Genomic DNA, 19,284 nt, shown 5'->3' with positions numbered 1-19,284 from the left:
ATCACGACGGCCCCTGATCCTAATATTCTTATCTGGCATTGCGCTGCTGCGCGTGGGTGAAAAAGGGGTTGACAGTTTCCAGAATAAAAGTTAGGAATTTCTATCTTAAAAAGAGATTACAAACTATAACTAGTTTGCTTATAGCTTACAGAAGGATATGAAAACGACGGGAAACAAACATATCCGTGTTGAAATCGCCACAGCGACACTACTTCCTCTTCTGGCGGGCGGTCAAGTCTGTGCGGCGGATTTGCGTTGCCTGGACGGCGAATCCAAACAACACCTCCGGCGCCTTTGCATTCAAAGCTGTGCAGCGCCTTTACGTGAACCCGTTGGCCTCGCAAAGGCGCCGGAACCGGTTGGTGCCGTTTGAAAGAAGAGATTCTTTTTCTTATTGAGATCCAATTGGTCAAATCATGTCGATGACAGCGGGATCCGGGGGGATTGCGGCTTCGACAGAAAATTGACCGATGCCGGCCTGTCGCATTCTCCTTGCGGCTTTAGATCACCGGGCGGTAATGGTGGGTGCCCTTCCTCTCTCTTCCCTTGAGTCGACCGGTGATCTATTTTCTTCTAAGCACCTTTTTGAGAATTCTCAAAAAGGCTCAAACTTTGTACATGTTCACGGTGTTGAAATGACCAATTGATTGTAAACCACTGGCCTGTAAGCGTTTACAGGGTGCCGCAGATGCGCGGAGCCAGGTACGCCGACGTATTCGGCATACTTCAAGTGCCCGGGAACAAAGCAGATGAGGTACCCTGTGAACGCTTACCTAACTTTTTTGGGGCCGCAATTGCTGCATCGCATCCGGCATGACGACGGCTTTGCCATCCGACCAGGATTTGAACAACCCCAAAACAACCGTGAGCAGAACCACGAAGGCATAGAAGACGCCCATCATCTGGATGCCGGTCAATCCCATGGCGCTGCCACCGGTAAAGATCGCCGAGGCCACGATAAATCCGAGTGCGGTGGGGAACAGCATGGAGAAAACCATCCACTTATAAGAATTGGTTTGTACCTTGATCATGATGGTGGTGGCCAAACATGGTGGATAAAGCGCGAAAAAGACCATGATGGCCAGGGCATGAAGCGGCGTGAAATCACCGCCACCGGTCTCGGCGCCCATACGCTCCTCCAGACTTTTGTTCTCATCGGCGCCCTGTTGATAGAGTACACCGATAGTAGCCACGCTGGATTCGCGGGCCGCGAAGGAAGAGAGGATGGCCACATTGATTTTCCAGTTGAATCCGGCCCATTGGGTAAGCGGTTCCAGGCCGCGGCCAATCATGCCCAGGAAACTGGTCTCAATTTGTTCTTCCTTGATTTGCCGGCGCAGGGATTTGCGTTTTGACGTCAAACGGCGCAGGGCCTTGTATACCTTCTTGGCCTGCTTGTCCTTACCCGGTTTTAAAAATGTGAACATCTCAGGGGCTCGCGACCGGTAGGCGGCATCGAGTGCCTTGGATGCGTCGGCACTTTTGACGTTCAGTTTGGCGGCCTTGTAATCGGAATAAAAGTTGACCAGGGTGAGCAGCGCCGTTTCATCCCGAAACCGGTCGGCGTAGGCCGTGGTGCTGATTTTATCGTTAAACTGCTCGATTGCCTGGTCCATTTGCGTCTGAAACTGAGCCTGCTTTTCATCTCCCACGCCTGGAAACTGCAGCAGGGTGAACACGCAAACGGAGACGGCCACGACGATTGAGCCGACTTTCTTGATGTATTGCCAGGTGCGTTCGATGGCCCGCTGCCCCACACCGAAAAACGTGGGGGGATGGTACTTGGGCAGCTCCATGACAAACGGTGCGGTTTCCATGCCTTTGAGTATCGTGGCGGTCAGCAGACGGGCGACCAGAAGGGCCACGAAAATGGTGATCGTGGAGAGAAAAAGCATGACCCACGATTTGTAAGGCACGAAAAAGACATTGATCAACAGGGTATAGAAGGGGACCTTGGCCAGGCAGTTCATGTAAGGGACGGTCAGAATCGTCGCCATGCGCGAGCGCTCGTCGGGGATGCCCTTGGTGGACATGACGCCTGGTACGGCGCATCCACCGGCAAAAACGCCGCCTAGAATGAAGGGCAGGGTCGACTGCCCGTGAAGGCCAAAGGAATGGAACAGCTTGTCCAGGATAAAGGCGATGCGTGCCATATACCCGCTGTCCTCCAGGATAGCGATCAAGGCGAACAGGATCAGGAAAATGGGAATATAGTTGAGCAGGGCATTGGCCGAGTCCACCATCCACAATCCCATGGAACGAATGTACGGGTCCTGCAGCATACCGGCATCGGGCAGCATAGCGGCGATGACGGATCTGAGCTTGGCCAATACCGGCCACCAATACTGGGTCAGGTCATAGCCTTTGACGATGGACAGTTGATAAATGATGAAGACGGTGGCCACCAAAAAAATCGGCGCCAGGAAACGGTTGAGAACTACCGTATCGATCATGTCAGTGATCGTGGGTTTGCCGTTGCGGGTTTCACGTACGCACGATTCGATGATGTCATTGGCCAGACGGTCGCGGCAACCGACCATGTAGTCGGCCACATCCATGTAATGCTCGTCTTCGAATGCCGCTTTGATCCGCCTTGCTGTTTGCAGTACATCGCAGGATGCGCCCAATGCCTCGGTGACGATCCGCTGCACCTCGCTGTCCCCCTCGACAAGCTTGACCGCCAGCCAGCGGACCGGATAGGTGCCGGCCAGGTGGGTGGCGTCGATTTTGGCCTGCAGGTCCTTGATGGCCGATTCTAATTCTTCATAGGCAATGTGCAGGGGATTGTGCGTGTCACGTTGACTGGCGGCCAAAATGGCATCACGCAATTCCTTTTTGCCCTTTCCTTTGCGGCCGACGGTGGGGATCACATTCACTCCCAACCGGTGTTCCAGCCGGGAGACCTTGATGTGTGTGCCGTTGCGTTTGGCTACATCCATCATATTCAGGGCGACGACCACCGGAAAACCCATCTCCATCACCTGAAAGGTGAAGTAGAGGCTTCGCTTGAGTGACGAGGCATCCACGACATTGACGATCACATCCGGTTTCTCGGAGATCAAAAAGTCGCGGGTAACGCGTTCCTCCAGTGAGAAAGAGGTCAGGCTGTAGGTCCCGGGCAGATCGACAGTCTCGACCTTGACATCCTGATAGCGGTAAAATCCGGTCTTTTTATCGACGGTGACGCCGGGATAATTGGCAATATGCTGATTGGCGCCGGTCAGCATGTTGAAGGTGGTCGACTTGCCGGCATTCTGCTGCCCGGCCAGGCCGACGAGAAGTCGTTTCTTTTGATTGTCAGATTGTGTTGTCATGGTGCGTGATGTGTATGTGAAAGGGTTGGTTGTTCTGGTTATTCTGTCTCTTCCTCGACTTCGATCAGGGCGGCTTCAGAATTGCGCAAGGTAACCTTGTAGTCGGCGACACGGCATTCGATGGGATCACCCAAAGGGGCTCTGCGGATGACATCGATCCGTGCCTGGGGAACGAATCCCAGGTCAAGCAGTCGCTGGCGCACGGCCCCGGTGGCATGATGGCAATGTATTTTGGCATGACATCCGGATTGGACATCTCTGAGCATACAGCATGGCCGCCGGCCGTGTTTTCTTTTTCCGTGTCTGGGCATCTTATTCTCCGCTATGGATAGTTGATAAGGGTGAGGGACTTGCTATACGATGGTCTAAGTGTTGTCAATATTTATTTTAGGCCTCTAACATATTTTTCTTTACCATCACTTTTTGGCATGCCAAAAAAATTTCTTGACGACAAATGGGGTGACCGCTATTGTCGGGTCCCATTGTTTGGTCGGCGCTTGAAGCGTTTTGCCATGTACTTCTGAAAATCCAAAAAACACTTGACAAAGCGAAATGGTAATGTAAAAGAACAGCTTTCATGAGTTAGACAAGCCTAACAATTTGAGAAGCATCTTTTTTATCACACCATACAATTCTAATACTTGTTCAGGAGGGAAATAATGATGAGAGCGGCAATGATTGGTATCGGCTTGATTTTTTTGGGTTTGTTCCTGTGCGGCCCGGCAGCTGCGCATACCCCCTTGTGTTCCTGCTATGAAAATGGCGATGGGACCGTCACTTGCGAAGGCGGCTTTTCCGATGGGTCGTCGGCCTCCGGGGTGCGCATGCGGGTTGAAAAAAGCGGCGGCGGGGTGCTGATCGAGGGCAAGATGAGCGAGGACAGTGAGTATACCTTTGACAAGCCTGACACGGCCTACAGGGTTGTATTTGATGGCGGTGAGGGGCATGTGATCGAGATCGACGGCAAGGAAATCGTTGAATAGATAGTAACCGGACGGTTAGCAGATAGCGATTAGCAGTTAAAAACCAACCGCTAACGGCTACTAAGCGCGCAGGTTGAAAATATGTTGCACGATAACCACTCATTAGTTTGTAAGGCGACAATTTAGCTTGAAAGGAGAGTCCTAAATGAAAAAAGCAATCGTGGTATTGGCCGGTGTATTGACCTTGGCGCTGGCCATGCCGGCCATGGCCCATTTTCAGATGATCTATACCCCCGACTCAGCGCTCGAGAAAGCAGCGCCCATTGACCTGAAATTGGTATTTACGCACCCCTTCGAGGCTGGGCACACCATGGACATGGGGCAGCCGGAGCAGTTTTTCGTGGTTCGCAAGGAAAAGAAAAAGGATCTGCTGAAAACCTTGCAATCGATTACCTGGAAAAGCTTGACCAACAGCGGGGCGGCCTACGAGACCTCCTACAAACTCCGCGGCATGGGCGATAATGTTTTCTGTCTGGTGCCATCGCCTTACCTGGAAACGGAAGAGGATTGCTATATCCAGCAGATTACCAAGATGGTGGTCAATACCGGGGGCTTTCCAACGGACTGGGATGCCGAGATCGGCCTGCCGGCCGAGATTGTCGCCCTGGACAAGCCTTATGCATTGTGGACGGGAAATGTTTTTCGAGGCGTTGTCAAAGGTGGTGGCAAGCCGGTACCGTATGCCGAGATCGAGGTGGAATATATGAACCATCAGCCACTGACGGATAAAAATGCATTTGACCCAAAAGCCAATGTGGAGGCACCTCAGGACGCATTCGTGACCATGACCATCAAGGCCAATGTCAACGGCGAGTTCTCCTTCGGTATTCCCCGCTCCGGATGGTGGGGCTTCTGCGCGTTAGGCGCCGGACCGGCAAAGGAACACAACGGCAAGGAACTCTCTCAGGATGCGGTGATCTGGGTTCAAGCCAGGGACATGAACTAACCAGCCAGCCAGCCAACCAACCAACAAAGCAACTAAATTTCCTGCGACTGGGGAACACTGGATGGAAAGTAAACCCCCAACTTCATGAGCCGTCCGGTGTTCCCCATCTTGTTGGTTGAATTAATCGGTGAACGGTGGAAAGAATAATGGAGAATGGAGAATGAGCGGATTTATACCTTACAGCTCATACCTTCTACCTTACAGCTTCTACCTGCTACCTGCTACCTTATAGCTTATAACTTATAACTTACAGCTTACACCTTAAAACCCATAACCCAACAAACCCAAACCGTAACTTCGGGGCATCCCATGGAAATGATTCTTGTCATCCTGTTTTTCGGCATCGCCGTCTGGTATCTCTACCGGCGGTTCAGAAATATCGTCGATCCCAACACGAATACCTGCCACTGCAGCGGCTGCAGTGGCTGCTGTGCAAAACCAACAAATTTATCTGAACAAGGGTTAGCCAATGAGAAGAGGTTATAAACCGATAATTGTTCGGCATGCCATTTCAGGGCGTGTCCGTTATCGCCTGCCGCGGCTTCGCCGGCACCGGGCATTAGCGACACCGCTATCGGACATGCTTGGTGCCACCGAAGGCGTGCAGTGGACGCGTGTTAATCCGAAATGCGACGCGGTAGTTGTTCGCTTCGATCCACAAACCCTGCCCCAACAGACGCTGACGCGCACGCTGGAAGATTTCTGGTACACGCGCGTGTCGCCCGTCGTCTCCAAGGATGGACATGTTCCGGCACGGGCCGATGATTCCCGACGGTCCGAACTGGCGTCGGCCAAACGGCGCTTTATCGGGTTGTCGATCTTAGGGGCCGGCGTATTCGTGCGTACGGTCCTTATGGGCCTGTCCGTGGCCCAGACTCTGTTCAGTCCGCTTGGGGTCATCATCGCCCTGGCAGCCCTGCCCCTGGTAAGCTCCGGGCTATCCGATATACGCGAGCGGCGCCTTTCATTGGAAAGCTTTCTGGGCGGCAGCATCATCGCCGCCGTGGCCGCCGGCGAATCCATGGCGGCTTTTGAGATTCTATGGATCACCAGCGCCGGCAACCTGCTCAAGGCCTGGATCACCGAGCGCTCCCGGCGGGCCATCCGTGATATTCTTGATATCACCGAAAAGGAAACCTATCTTTTGGTCGACGGGGTCGAGGTCAGCGTGGCCGTGGATCAGGTTCAGCCCGGGGACACCGTGGTTTTGCACACCGGCGAGAAGATCGCCGTGGACGGTCGGGTCATCAAGGGCGGTGCAATGGTCGACGAAGCCTCCATCACCGGTATGGGTGAACCGGTGCCCAAGGCCAACGGCGACACGGTGTATGCCGGCACATTTGTTCGTCAGGGGGTCATTTACGTCTGCGCCGAAGCGGTGGGGGATCGCACCTATCTGGCCCGTATCCTCACCATGGTGGAGGATAGCCTGGAAACCCGCGCACCCGTCGAGAGTGTGGCCGACCGGTTGGCCCAGAACCTGATCAAAACCGGCTTCGTCGTCACCCTGGGGACCCTGGTCATTACCGGCAGCCTGTGGCGGGCCTTTGCCGTGATGTTGGTCATGGCCTGCCCCTGCGCCACGATTCTGTCCGCCTCCACGGCCATCAGCGCGGCCATCAGCGCCGCGGCCCGGCGCCATATTCTCATCAAGGGCGGCCGGTACCTGGAGGAAGTCGACAAGGTCGATATGATCTGTTTCGACAAGACCGGCACGCTGACCACCAACCAGCCTGAAATCCGTCAATTGATCAGTATCGACAAGTTGTCCGAGGACGAGCTGATCGAATTGGCCTATTCCACCGAGATCCACAACAGTCACCCCGTGGCCCTGGCCATCCGGGAAGAAGCCCGGCGGCGGGGGCTGACGGCCATCCAGCACGATGTCTGCGAATATATCCTCGGCAAGGGGGTACGGTCGGTGATCAGCGGCGATGAGGTGCTGGTGGGCAGTCACAAACTGCTGGCGCATTTCGACGTTGCGCACCCAAGCGTGGACGACTTTTTGGAGCAGAACAAACAGCAGGGACTGACCCAGATTTTTGTGGCCAGGAATGGAACGGTGTTGGGCGTAATCGGGTTCGCCAACCGTGAGCGACCGGACTTGCAGCCCCTGATTGCGCATCTGAAGGATCGCGGCATCCAGCGAACGGCAATGATCACCGGCGATTCCAAGTATACCGCTCTGGAGATGGCCTGCCGGTTGAATTTTGATGAATGCCGGTATTCGGTACTGCCCGAGGAAAAAGCCGACATCGTCGCGGAATTGAGAACCGAAGGTCGCCGGGTGCTGATGGTGGGCGACGGCATCAACGATGCCCTGGCCCTGGCCGAAGCGGATATCGGGGTGGCCATGGGCGCGGGCGGCAGCGAGGTGGCCATCGAGGCGGCCGACATCGCCCTGGTCAAGGACGATCTGGCCGGCGTCGTATACGTGCGCGATCTTTCACGTGAGACCATGCGCGTGGTGCATCAGAATTTCTGGATCGCCACAGGGTCCAATATTGCCGGCGTGGTTCTGGGCGCGGTGGGGCTGCTTTCACCGGTGATGGCCGGCCTGGTGCATATCACCCATACCCTGGGAATTTTGGCCAATTCAAGCCGGCTGCTTTTTTTCGATCCGCCACGGCTGTTGCCGCAGGATTTCAAACAACAAACCATGGAACGAACGAGACCGGCAAATGTAACAGAAACAGTTGATGGCATGACGACCGTAATTGCAGGTGGCGCATCCCATACCGATGAGAATTCACCTACGTTTCGCAACTAGACCCATGAGAAAAACATGAGAAAAATGTTGCGCTATTGTAACATTCGTGTAGCTGTTATTGGAAAATACCATGGTATCAGTCTTTTCCGATAGAGAAGATCAAAAATTGGTCTTCTATAGCAATTTTGCATTATTTATTTGACTGGTGTTGACTCCTGTGTTACGAGCATTTGCCAAAATTAAAGCACGAGCGGATAGTGCTATCAAACAAAAATTCAAGCAACGAACGAGACTAACAAATGGAACTGAAAGAGTTGATGGACTTACGACAGTACTTGAAGGTGGCACATCATATACCGGGGCGGATTCGCCTGCGTTTCGCAACGAAACTGCTGACCGACCCCGCCCTGCGTGAGGTGAGAGAAAAACCGGGGGGCTTGGTGAAAACGCTTTTTGGCGTCGATGCGTTGCCGCAAATCGATGGCGCGGCCATGGCCGAGAACCCAGCCATGGTTCCCGGTATCAAAGACGTGCGCCTCAACCTGACCGGGCGATCGATTGTCATGGAATATGATCCTGTCGTTTGGGAGCCGTCATGGTTGGATGAGATGATGATGAGCAGTGATGAAAATCATTTGAGTTCCTTGGCAAATACCATGCTGGATAATTTTTTAAAACGAATGAGAAAAAACTGACAAAAATAGTGCAGAATGTGACATTTGTGCATCAACTATCTGAGAATTATTTTGTTCCAGCCATTCCCGATTGAGAAAATCAAGAAGTAGTCATGTAGTGCTTTTGCTTTTTTCTTTGACTGCTGTTGAGCCCTGTGTTATGCACATCGCTCAATTAAAGCAGGGGCGGATTTCGTTGTCTTATGCTGAACAGGATATTGCTGTGTTGAACTGGAATGAATCTTCTTTTTTATAAGGTCATTTCATTATTTCTTCCTTATATATCCTATCCACTTCTCATCGATAAGAAAACAACACTGCAAACTAATTTTTTGGTATCGATTTAAATATTTTAAACCTTAGGAGTAAAAAATGAGTGACCATAAGGAAGACGCCTGTCAGGATGAAGCTGCGTCAGGAGCTTCCGGGGCTGACCGAAAAGGGACGCTGACAGGATCTTCGGCGGTGCCGGGCCAGGGAAGCGGGACCATGAATGCCTATGACATTCCCCGTTACAATTCAGAAGGGTATGTTGTGGGGCGGCCGGATGCGTCCAACGATCCGAGCTCCGCGGGAAACGTCCAGGGGATGCCGGTCGGGGGCGAGGAACACAGCGGTGGCGGCGGATATGGTGGTTCCGAACAGGCTACCCATGGCCAGGCAATGCCAGGGGCAATGGGGCACGGCTCAATGAATGGCACCCCCACCGGTCCCGCGATGGCAGATGGCGGCGGCATGGGCCAGGCCGGTTATCAGGTGCCGTCCCAAGGCATGGCCTATACAGGCATGGACCCGGCTGCGGGTCAGGGCATGGCAGGCGGGCAGGCCAACTATCAGATGCCGCCCCAAGGCATGGCCTATGGTGGCATGGACCCGGCTGCGGGCCAGGGTATGCCAGGCGGGCAGGCCAGCTATCAGGTGCCACCCCAGGGCATGGCTTACGGGGGGATGAATCCAGCCTACGGCCAGACGATGGACCCTACGGCGGCCATGGGCCAACAACCCGGTTTTCAACCGCCGCCTGGAACGGGTACGATGGGCCCGGGCACGGCATATACGGCGTCCGGTTACTACCAGCAGCCCTATCCCGGGGATCCTCAGGACTATACTGCTGCCGGCCAGTCCGCGCCGGGGAATCATGCGGAAAACTACGGACGCATTGCCGACGTGGTCAAGGACATTGCCAACGGAGAACAGCCGGATATGAGTAAACTGGCTGCCTTGTATAGCGGGTTCGACACCCAGTTCTGGAAAGGCGCCCTGATCGGCGCCGTCCTGACGGTGCTGCTGACCAGTGAAACAGTCAAAACCGCCGTTGCCGGCACCTTTGGCGGCATCTTCGGCGCATTTTCTAAACCGGCCCAGGCCACTACCGAGGCTGATAAGGGTTGAGTAATAAAGGCAAAAGGAGTGTGACGATGGATAATACGCGCAATATACACTACCCGTCCGGCACGTATCCGGCCCGGCCGACGCCGGTAACGCCCTCGGCCCTGGCCATGGGCGGACTGGGGGTGATCGTCGGGGCGGCCAGCTCGGCCGCCGCCAACATCCGGCGAGTAAACAACAACGAAATTAACCACGGGCAAGCCCTGAAGAACGTGGTCCGCGATTCGGCCGGTGCCGGCGTGGCCACGGCCGCGGCGACAGCGGTTGTCGGCGCCCTAAGACTCGGCGGGCTTTTTAATGTGGCCGGCCTATTGACCGTGGCGACGGCCACCAAATACCTTTACGATACGGCTTTTGAACCCCAGCCTGCACCGGCCGCGGCTCTACCCGAGGTCAAAGAAGCACCGGAGGCCAAAGAAGCACCGGAGGCCAAAGAAGCGGACACACCGGCATCCAAGACCAAGCCGGCCGCCAAAGCCAAAACTACACCAAAAGCCAAAGCCGCAGCCAAAACCGGCTCCGCTGGGGAAAAGGAGGACTGATGTCTAACACGTACTATACCAATCAATACCCGGCGGGATACACGACGCCTCAGCAAGTGGCCAACCAACAAGTCGCCAACCAGCAGCCCGCCTACCAAACGGTTTATGATGGCCAGGCGCCGTATGTCAGGACGCCCGAAGCGGCCATTCGGGAGCGGAGCCTGGTGTCGACCGCGCCGACATCCACCATCGGATCATGGTTCGACTACACCAACAGCAGCTATCTCAAGGGATTGCTGCTGGGGGCCGGCGTTACTCTGCTGGTGACCAACCCGACCGTCCAAAATGCCGTGATCAAAGGCTCTGTGGCTGCCTGGTCCGCGGTTGTAGGCGGGATCGAAGAGGTAAAGGAACGGGTCAGGGATGCCAGGGCGGAAAAAACGTTGAGTCAACCTTAGGACACCCACATATCAACCCTGCTTTATAAAAGAAGGTGAGAAAGAGCGGACGGCACCAGTCGTTCACTCTTTCTCACCGTGAGAAAAGGTGGCACCCCATGTCAAAATGGAATACGGCTGAAAAGGAGCCGTTCCTGCCGGTAAAGGAACAACGTGAGTTGGCCAAAGTCGGTATGGTGGCGTCCATGGGAACCTTGCTTGTTACCGGATTTATGGGGCGCAAGGCCAGCCGTCTGCATATCGGTGCCGGGCTGGCAATGATCGGTTTCTCCTATTGGCACTACCGGCTTTATCAACCCAAAACACCGTTGAAATGAGCCTGGGCCGTGAAAGAAACAATTAAAAACAATCGATCGCTGCGTATTGCCCATGAACTGCCGCGTAGAATACGGATCCACTACCCGCACCTTTACGATCCGTTATTGGATGCGGCGTACCTCCAGGCGGTGATCGAGAACCTGCCGGGAATCGTGCGCACGCGGATCAACCGCCGGGGCGGAAGTATTGTAGTCGAATATGACGGCCGTCCGGAAAACCGTACTAAACTTCTCGACAAGTTACGGGATTTACCCGCCGAAGCCTATGCCCATGGGGATCTCAATGGTTCGATTGCGCCCGAACTGGCCGATGTATTTCTCAAGGGCGCCCTGACGCTGAGCAGTCTGAAAACACCATTGGAAGTGTCGGCGCCGCTGAGTCTGCTGTTAGGGTTGCCGACCCTTTTGAACGGTTTGGACACGCTATTGAACCAAGGCATCAAGGTGGAAACCCTCGATGCCGCCGCTGTGGGTTTGTCCCTGGCCCGCGGCGATTTTTTTACGGCCAATTCCATCGTTACTTTACTGTCTTTGGGTGAATATCTGGAGGCGAGTTCAGAAAACCGGTCCACAGAACTGCTCAAAAGCCTGCTGCGGCCCCAGGTCGAGCATGTCTGGGTCGAACGCTGCGGAGAAGAGGTCCGCGAGCCGATCAGCCATGTGGCCGTTGGTGACCGGATCATCTGCGGTCCCGGTGACATCATCCCGGTGGATGGAACCGTGGTGGATGGGGAAGCGTCGGTTAACCAGAGTTCGATTACGGGTGAGTCGGTATCCGTGCACCTGCATCCCGACAAGGAGATTCTCTCTGGTGCCGTGGTGGAAGAGGGGCGGTTGATCATCCAGGCCGAGCGGGTCGGCTCGGAGACGAGCATGGCCCGCATCACGCGCTTCATGGAAAACGCGTTGCGCATGAAATCGCAGTCTCAGACCCATAGCGCCGAGCTGGCCGATCGCCTGGTACCGGTGACCTTGGCCCTGGGCTTGGCGATCTTCATGCTCACCGGAGATATTGCCCGGGCCACCGCCGTATTGACCGTGGATTACTCCTGCGCCATCAAGCTGGCCAATCCCGTGGCCGTGAAAACAGCCATGTACGATGCGGCCCACAGCGGTGTGCTGGTCAAGGGGGCTCAGGCCCTGGATGCCCTGGCCGCTGTCGATACCCTCGTACTCGACAAGACCGGCACCCTGACCAATGGCGTGCTCAATGTGACCGATGTCATTTCCACCGGTGCGTTGACCCCCGACGCGCTGTTGGCGCTGGCCGCTGCTGCCGAGCAGCATTACGCCCATCCGGTGGCCCATGCCGTGGTCCGGGCTGCCGAAGAGCGGCGTCTGGAATTGCCGGCCATGTCCAATGTCGATTACATCGTGGCCCATGGTGTATCGGCCTATGTCGACGATGAACGGGTGCTGGCGGGCAGCCTGCATTTTCTGCAGGATGACGAACAAGTGGATTGCAGCGGGGTGGAGGAATTGACCGACCGGCTGCGTCGCGAGGGCAACAACCTTTTGTATATCAGCCGTTCCGGCATTCTGGAGGGGGTGATCGCCTTTCGGGACGATCTGCGGCCCGAGGCACCCATGATACTGCGCGGCCTCAAGGAAACCGGCATCCGTCGCATCATCGTGATCACCGGGGATCACCGGGACACGGCCCAGGCCGTGATCGGCCCCCTCGACGAGGTCAGCGAACTGCACTGGGAGATGAAACCGGAGGACAAATCGCGGATCGTCAAGGACCTCAAGGATGAGGGAGCAACCGTGGCTTTCGTGGGCGACGGCGTCAACGATGCGCCGGCCATGATCACGGCCCAGGTGGGGATCTGCATGCCTGGCGGATCGAACCTGGCCAAGGAGGCGGCCATGGTGCTGCTTCTGGAAGACGATCTGAAAGCCTTGCTCAAGGCCAGGCAGGTCGCCACCCACACGCGGACAGTAATCGACAATTGTTTCAAGTCGGCCGTGGGCTTCAACTCCATCGTGCTCTTGCTGGCCACCCTGGGCCTGCTCCCGCCCGTTGCCTCGGCCCTGTTGCATAACATGAGTACGGTGAGTATCCTTGGCTATGCCGCCCTGGGGAGTCGCTCGGCCAATAGGGGGTAGGGGCCTTTGGGTCGTTGGGAGCGTTGGAACCGTTAACGGTTCACAGTTCACCATTTCCCGCCTTTCCCGCTTTCATCTCTCTCATCTCGCCTCCAGCACTCGCGTTCTCTGATCACCGATGCCCCCGTCTAGTTCAAGGTGTAAGCTTTAAGGTATAAGCCCGCTTATTGTCCCGATGAGGTGTTTCCATTCACCCATCACCGACAACCGATGACTGATAACCGCTCACCAACAAGCCAGGGTAACCGCATTTGGAATTTCTCTTCTATTTTTTCTGAATGCACGGATTTCCCCGCTGTTATTGAGTCTGAAAAGGGCGGTTTAAGAAACCCAAGCTGAGCTGTCAGCTTTCAGCAATCAGCCGTTAGGCCTGTTTTTTCTTTGATGACATGGTGATACCCGGTTGAAGCCCATTCACGGCATTGTGATTATCACGGCCACCGTAGGGGCAACCCCCAGTGGTTGCCCTTTACCCCTCCCCTTGATTTTGTTAGCCGATCCACACAACTCATCACCGGCGACGGTTAACTTGGCTTTTAATCCTTGGTTTATGTTTCCATTCACCCATCACCAACAAGTGTTTACTGATCACCGTAAACCGGTAACTGATAACCGACAACCGCTCCCCCTATCTCCGCGTCACCCCATCTCCCCATCACCCAGTCTCCATCACTTCCGCTCTTCCGCTCTTCCGCTCTTCCGCAATACGTTCCAATTGCGATCCTAATCGAAAGGTAAAGAATCGATTACGAAAACGACAACGATTGGATCATGCGGTGTCGGGCAACGCCTGTGGTGCAACCTGCCCCATTGGCTCGGCGTCCCGTAGGCTTCAGTTGAGGAACGCAACCCAACAAAATCATCATGCCCGTCTTCCCCGTCTGTGTTGGGTCTCGCTTAAGTCCAACCCAACCTACAAAGATTCTTTGTGTTTGAAGATTAAAAAAATATTTGAATCTTCTAATCCAATGATATATATTCTAACATTATTGATTTCAGCAAATGCGGCGCCGTTTATGAGAAAAGGCAGCCCCAATAATACAAAAGCGGGAGGACGAAGACTGAAACCATCTATACAACCATATGTCATGACGATTCCATTGGACCAGGCTCCGTTTGACCATGCACTTGCCATAAGCGACATCACCGAACCCGGGCTGGAAGCCTTGCTCTCACGATTGGGTTTTTTCCCTGGAAATGCGGAGGTCGTTCGGGAAGACGAAGAGGTAATGATGCATCCGGTGCGTGTGCGGGGTGGCAAAGGGGAAGTCGTCCTGGGCGGGGGCATGGCATCGCGCGTGATTGTGCACCTGGACGATGGGCGGCGGATGCCGCTGACGGATATGCACGCCGGACAACGCGGTCACATCGAGGGGACCATCTGCTCGGCCAAATTAACTGATGTCCTGACCACGTTGGGGTTGCGCGAAGACGGGGAGATTGTCTATCTTCGGCAACTACCGCCCATGGATTACACGGTCTTGGTTGGCAAGGACAAGAAAGTGCGTATTCAGGAAGGCATTGCCGCCAAGATTTGGGGGCGCGTCGGTGACCGTCATCTTCAGTTCGTCTCATCCGGCAAGGGACAACCGTTTTACGTGGAAAAAATCCTTGGTGGATTGCATTCCCAGGCGTCATGCAAGGAAAAGGGGATTGTCCCGGGGCATACCATTTACCTCCAAGCGGTGGCCCCGGCACAAATCTTCAAAATGGCCGCCAAGGCGTCTGTCGTGATCAGCACCAATGACGGGTTGCACCTTCATCTCAGGCCGGGGCAGGCAAAGCATATCCTGGTTACCTATTATCAACCCGACAAGGATTTGAGCAGTTTCAAAACGAAGGTGAACAGGCCCATTAAGGCATAGAAAAACCATAGCTTGAAAAGTGTTTGAATTCGGCTCCTCCTTGATTGACATTTTCCTGGAATAGACGAAATCCTTCCGCCGTGAGCGGCTTGAAGATCACCGGAAGGATTTCCATACCCCTCGTTCTTCTCATTGGCAGCACTTTTCGACCTGTGCCTTTTGCTGACCGATCTCCATTCTCCATTCACCCATCACCGAGAACCGCTCACCGACAACCGATCACCGCCTCACCCCATCACCCCATCACCCCATCTCCCCGTCACCGTCTTCGGTCTCTGGGGTGTTGGATTGTAAGGATCCTTTACAGTTTACAGTTTACAGTTCACCATTTCCCGCCTTTCCCGCTTTCACCTCTTACTCATCTATCCTCCCGCACTTGCGTTACTGATAAACGATAACTGAGAACCGGCAACCGCCAACCAATCGCAAATAAAAAGCTTGACACCAAAGTGGCAAATATTTATATAAGTGTTATGATATCGTAACACTGTAAAGAATAAATTGCACAACATCCCAAATCAGGAGGTGATACCATGCTTAGAGCGATTCTCAGTTTTGCTGCCGGTTGCGTCGTTGGCGGATTGGTGGCCAAAAGCGGAAGCGCCAAAAAATTCAAGGAGGTTGCTGCTGAAAAGGCCGGACAGTTGAAATCGGCCACCAAGAAAGCCGCCGCCGCCGTGCGTGAAGAGTTTTCCAGCAAGGAAGAGGAAACACAGGAAAACGTCTAGCCGGCTTGGTGGCATCATGACGGGTTGCCCCGCAAGCGCCGTAACGGTGGGACGAGATCAATAACAAAAGGAGGTGATTGTATGCATTTACCATTGCTTGTGACCCCATTGGGGTGGATTGTTCTGGGAACCGCAGGTTACCTGGTCTACAAGGCTGGAAAAAAATCCGGGAAAAAAGAAGGCGAAAAAAAAGCGGAGAAGGCTTGATGGAATTGGGCCGAGCCAACAATGTAGCTTAACCGCGTAATCGGCGGGCGCCATCCTAGTGAGGATACCATAGACGCCTGCCGATTCCACAAAAAGGTTGGGCGATGCCAACGTTCTAAAGCGGATCCCGGTTGATTTCAGCGTGATTACTGCGTATTGTATTTTTAATACGACTGTGATGCAGTTATGAAAGGCTTGCATGAAACTAGAACTCAGCAAGGAAATTGCTGCCATCAGAACACGCTATGGTCTGTCCCTGGCCCAATTCGGTTCTATGGTGGGTGCCCCAGCCACATCCGTCAAGCGTTGGGAAGCCGGCGTCGATCCCAGGGAACAGTTTTTTTTTCAGCTCTATCTTGTCGTTGGGCTGATTAAGGATCCCGATGAGATTTTTTATGATTTGGGACGACAGGGTATTCAGCTAACTAAAGCGCAGTGGGACGTGTTCGCCAGCCTCATTAAAACTGCGGACCGCAGTATTGACGTGGCGTCGGAAATTGGACTCGATTCACCAGAGGTGGGGCAGGCCCTGGTAACCGGCGTACGTGGGCTGTTGACCTTGATCGCCGGATCGTTTGCGGCAAAAAATGAGTTGGGCGGGAAGGTCTGTGCATCGTTGGCTACGCGAATCGCAACTTTATTGAAATGAGGCATGCATGTCGGAGATCAAACTCAGGGAACCGGATCATGATCTGATTCCCTTGCTGAGAAAATGCAGTAGTGAAGAACTGGATAATCTGGTGGGATATCTCACGCAAAAAGGCGGGGTTTCCTCGCAATTGAAAAGCACCCAGGTATATCGGCGTTGGCACCCCGACCATACCAAGTATGTGGATGAGATCATCGGTGAAATTCAAAAATACGGTGGAAACACGATTCTGAATATCATTCGTGGGGGAACGGGTGTCGCCTATCGGGATATCGTTTTGAAGGTGGCCTCGCGCCTGAAGGTGAAGACCGCCAAGACCGATACCATCGACCAGATCGAACAGCAGATCCTGGTAAAGGTTCTGGAAAAATCGTGGGAGAAGATGAGCGATAAGGAAAAAAAGAGCTTGATCGAAGGGATCATGCCTGAAACCAGTGCCGACGATCTGCCCAAAGAGTTTCCAATGGCGCTTTTGCAGACGGCCATCATCGCCGGCGGTGGAATCGTTTCCTACCAATTGTCGCTGATCGTGGCTGGTGCGGTGGCCCGGGCATCGCTTCAGCGGGGGATTACTTTTGTGGCCGGCACATCGCTGGCCCGTTGGTCAGCTGCTTTTGCCGGGGCCGTGGGGCTGGGGATTGCCGCATTGTGGACCCTGTTTGACGTATTGGGGCCGGCGTATCGGGTGTTGATTCCCTGTGTGCTTCATATCGCCATGCTCAGGCAGCTTTATGTATTGAGGGAAAACGGTGTCGATCCCCAAAAAGTAGCGACCGCCACCACATCGAGCCGGAGGGAAATACTTTTCCGGAAGTTTTCATGATTTTTTCTTGATCCGACCGGTTATGTTTGAAGTGTTAAAAAATATTTGAAGATTCTATCAACATGATGTATGGTCTTGATAACATGGTTTTTACCAAAGCATTGCCGTGGTCGTGTATGTGAAAAAGTGCGCCCCCACCACCATGGAGGGGAATTCCAACGTTGCAACACACAGGGGCAACCCTGGCGAGTTGACCAATTACCTTGGTGGTCTCACGCCTTGCCTGCCTTGATCGGGAGGACGACGACTGGAAGCATCCCAACAGCCATATACTATGACGATTCCATTGAACCAGGCACCGTTTGAGCGCCTATTAACCATCACCAACATTACCGAACCCGGGATAAAAGCATTGTTATCCCGCCTGGGGCTTTTTCGGGGTGATACGGTAGCTCGGGAAAATGAAGAGGTACTCGTGCACCCGGTGCGTGTTCGCGGTGTAAAAGGAGAAGTAGTCCTGGGCGGGGGCATGGCAACACGCGTGATCGTGCACCTTGATGATGGCCGCCGTATGCCGCTGATGGACATGAAACCTGGACAGCGCGGTCATATCAAGGGCACGACCGGCTCTATCAATTTGGCCGATACCCTGAATACACTAGGGTTGAAAGAAGATGGGGAGATTGTCTATCTTCGCCAATTGCCCCGCATGGATTACACGGTTGTCGTCCGTAAAAATGCGACGGTGCGCATCCCTGAAGGCATGGCCGCCAAGGTCTGGGGGCGTATTGGTGACCGCCACCTGCAGTTTGTTTCGGCCGGCAAAGGGCAACCCTTTTTTGTGGAAAAGCTGCTTGGTGGATCGCGTTCCCTGGATGCGCTCGGGAAGAAAGAAATCCGTGTCGGGCAAACCATTTTTCTGGATGCCGTGGCACCAGCTCAGATATTCAACCTGGCCACCCATGCGACCGTCGTAATCAGCACCAATGACGGGCTGCACCTTCATCTGCGACCGGGGCAAGCAGAGCATATTCTGGTAGCTGCATAGAATTAGATTGTTGCGTTTTCATTAGTGAGTGCCCGTCCAGAAATAGGAAAATTTGGTTGAGATCAAGGCGCCCGAAAAATTTAACCACAGGCATATAGTTGATATTCCGAGGATTAAATTTTTCGCGCAACGCCGATATCGGGCAAATTGGCCATTTCTGGATGGACAATAGTGAGGTATCTATGGATTGGAGATATACTACACCGCCTGCCGGTCAGCCGGTTCCCTATCAACCCGTCGCACCGGCGATTCCAACCCGGCTGCTCCCGCCTGCCGCTGCCTTGCCTGCGGAATACCAAACCGCTGTGCCGGCGGGGCGGCCGTTCAACATTCCACCGACCATCAGTGAACCCGTAACTGCTGCGCTTGTCGGCGCGGTGATTGGCGGCGCGAACAACTTCGGCCGCAACCTGGTCCACGTGCGGCAGGGGAAAATGACGGTATCCCAGGCCCTGGGCCGCGGTGTGATGCACGGCGCCGCCACCAGCCTGGCGACGACCATCGCCACTCTTCTCACCGCCGATGTCAGGCAAAGCCACGCCCTGCACCTGAGCGCCCTGGCGATCACCGCCGGCGGGCTTTCCTATCTGATTGAGGCTGGGTTGAACAAGGCCGTCAATCGCAAGGCCGCCACCGTTTAGA

20 protein-coding genes are annotated in these 19,284 nt (G+C 54.4%); 18 read left to right on the top strand and 2 right to left on the bottom strand.

Translation table 11 applies throughout. The annotated features are described in order from the left end of the window. The first annotated feature begins 157 nt into the window (after positions 1-157). Complete coding sequence (locus Dvar_RS32620; protein ID WP_419657310.1) at positions 158-373, top strand: hypothetical protein; 216 nt, start codon at positions 158-160, stop codon at positions 371-373. A 400-nt stretch (positions 374-773) separates the two neighbouring features. On the opposite strand, the gene feoB is transcribed toward Dvar_RS32620, so the two are convergent. Together feoB and Dvar_RS32610 are read right to left on the bottom strand one after the other, a co-directional pair. Continuing rightward, entirely contained in the window at positions 774-3,314 is a 2,541-nt protein-coding gene (feoB, locus tag Dvar_RS32615; RefSeq protein ID WP_419657309.1) for a ferrous iron transport protein B, read from the bottom strand. A 38-nt stretch (positions 3,315-3,352) separates the two neighbouring features. After that, positions 3,353-3,625 (bottom strand): FeoA family protein, encoded by a 273-nt coding sequence (locus tag Dvar_RS32610; RefSeq protein ID WP_419657308.1) that lies wholly within the window; start codon positions 3,623-3,625, stop codon positions 3,353-3,355. Positions 3,626-3,973: 348 nt separating this feature from the next. Between Dvar_RS32610 and Dvar_RS32605 the strand changes: the two genes are divergently transcribed. From Dvar_RS32605 to Dvar_RS32525, 17 genes are all read left to right on the top strand, one after another. Then, positions 3,974-4,297: a hypothetical protein gene (locus Dvar_RS32605; protein ID WP_419657307.1), complete on the top strand. Its 324-nt coding sequence runs from the start codon at positions 3,974-3,976 to the stop codon at positions 4,295-4,297. Positions 4,298-4,442: 145 nt separating this feature from the next. Continuing rightward, a complete protein-coding gene (locus Dvar_RS32600; protein ID WP_419657306.1) occupies positions 4,443-5,243 on the top strand; it encodes a DUF4198 domain-containing protein in 801 nt (266 codons plus the stop codon). 309 nt (positions 5,244-5,552) lie between these two features. Further along, the gene (locus Dvar_RS32595; RefSeq protein WP_419657305.1) at positions 5,553-5,729 is read left to right on the top strand and encodes a hypothetical protein; all 177 of its coding nucleotides are present in this window, start codon (positions 5,553-5,555) and stop codon (positions 5,727-5,729) included. Then, a complete protein-coding gene (locus Dvar_RS32590) occupies positions 5,713-8,013 on the top strand; it encodes a heavy metal translocating P-type ATPase (protein WP_419657304.1) in 2,301 nt (766 codons plus the stop codon). Before Dvar_RS32595 ends, Dvar_RS32590 begins: the two co-directional genes overlap by 17 nt. 239 nt (positions 8,014-8,252) lie before the next feature. Further along, positions 8,253-8,648 (top strand): hypothetical protein, encoded by a 396-nt coding sequence (locus Dvar_RS32585; RefSeq protein ID WP_419657303.1) that lies wholly within the window; start codon positions 8,253-8,255, stop codon positions 8,646-8,648. A 351-nt stretch (positions 8,649-8,999) separates the two neighbouring features. After that, a complete protein-coding gene (locus Dvar_RS32580) occupies positions 9,000-10,019 on the top strand; it encodes a hypothetical protein (protein WP_419657302.1) in 1,020 nt (339 codons plus the stop codon). Between the two features lie 26 nt (positions 10,020-10,045). After that, positions 10,046-10,558, top strand: a complete 513-nt coding sequence (locus Dvar_RS32575; protein WP_419657301.1) for a hypothetical protein — start codon at positions 10,046-10,048, stop codon at positions 10,556-10,558. Then, positions 10,558-10,956: a hypothetical protein gene (locus Dvar_RS32570; RefSeq protein WP_419657300.1), complete on the top strand. Its 399-nt coding sequence runs from the start codon at positions 10,558-10,560 to the stop codon at positions 10,954-10,956. The genes Dvar_RS32575 and Dvar_RS32570 overlap by 1 nt, the downstream gene beginning before the upstream one ends. Positions 10,957-11,054: 98 nt before the next feature. Beyond that, on the top strand, positions 11,055-11,273 hold the full coding sequence (locus tag Dvar_RS32565) for a hypothetical protein (RefSeq protein WP_419657299.1): 219 nt from the start codon (positions 11,055-11,057) through the stop codon (positions 11,271-11,273). A gap of 9 nt (positions 11,274-11,282) precedes the next feature. Beyond that, positions 11,283-13,382: a heavy metal translocating P-type ATPase gene (locus Dvar_RS32560; RefSeq protein WP_419657298.1), complete on the top strand. Its 2,100-nt coding sequence runs from the start codon at positions 11,283-11,285 to the stop codon at positions 13,380-13,382. 1,088 nt (positions 13,383-14,470) lie between these two features. After that, entirely contained in the window at positions 14,471-15,247 is a 777-nt protein-coding gene (locus Dvar_RS32555) for a FeoA family protein (RefSeq protein ID WP_419657297.1), read from the top strand. Between the two features lie 533 nt (positions 15,248-15,780). Next, positions 15,781-15,975, top strand: coding sequence for a hypothetical protein (locus Dvar_RS32550; protein WP_419657296.1), 195 nt, complete (start codon positions 15,781-15,783; stop codon positions 15,973-15,975). Positions 15,976-16,056: 81 nt separating this feature from the next. After that, the gene (locus tag Dvar_RS32545; protein WP_419657295.1) at positions 16,057-16,182 is read left to right on the top strand and encodes a hypothetical protein; all 126 of its coding nucleotides are present in this window, start codon (positions 16,057-16,059) and stop codon (positions 16,180-16,182) included. A gap of 199 nt (positions 16,183-16,381) precedes the next feature. Then, complete coding sequence (locus Dvar_RS32540) at positions 16,382-16,831, top strand: helix-turn-helix domain-containing protein (protein WP_419657294.1); 450 nt, start codon at positions 16,382-16,384, stop codon at positions 16,829-16,831. A 7-nt stretch (positions 16,832-16,838) separates the two neighbouring features. Then, complete coding sequence (locus Dvar_RS32535) at positions 16,839-17,654, top strand: YaaW family protein (RefSeq protein ID WP_419657293.1); 816 nt, start codon at positions 16,839-16,841, stop codon at positions 17,652-17,654. Between the two features lie 274 nt (positions 17,655-17,928). Then, positions 17,929-18,642, top strand: coding sequence for a FeoA family protein (locus Dvar_RS32530; protein ID WP_419657292.1), 714 nt, complete (start codon positions 17,929-17,931; stop codon positions 18,640-18,642). 182 nt (positions 18,643-18,824) lie between these two features. Beyond that, positions 18,825-19,283, top strand: a complete 459-nt coding sequence (locus tag Dvar_RS32525; RefSeq protein WP_419657291.1) for a hypothetical protein — start codon at positions 18,825-18,827, stop codon at positions 19,281-19,283. Position 19,284 lies beyond the last annotated feature (1 nt).

This window comes from Desulfosarcina variabilis str. Montpellier, from assembly GCF_048565275.1.
GTDB lineage: Bacteria > Desulfobacterota > Desulfobacteria > Desulfobacterales > Desulfosarcinaceae > Desulfosarcina > Desulfosarcina variabilis.
This window is presented reverse-complemented; position numbering and strand designations above follow the sequence as displayed.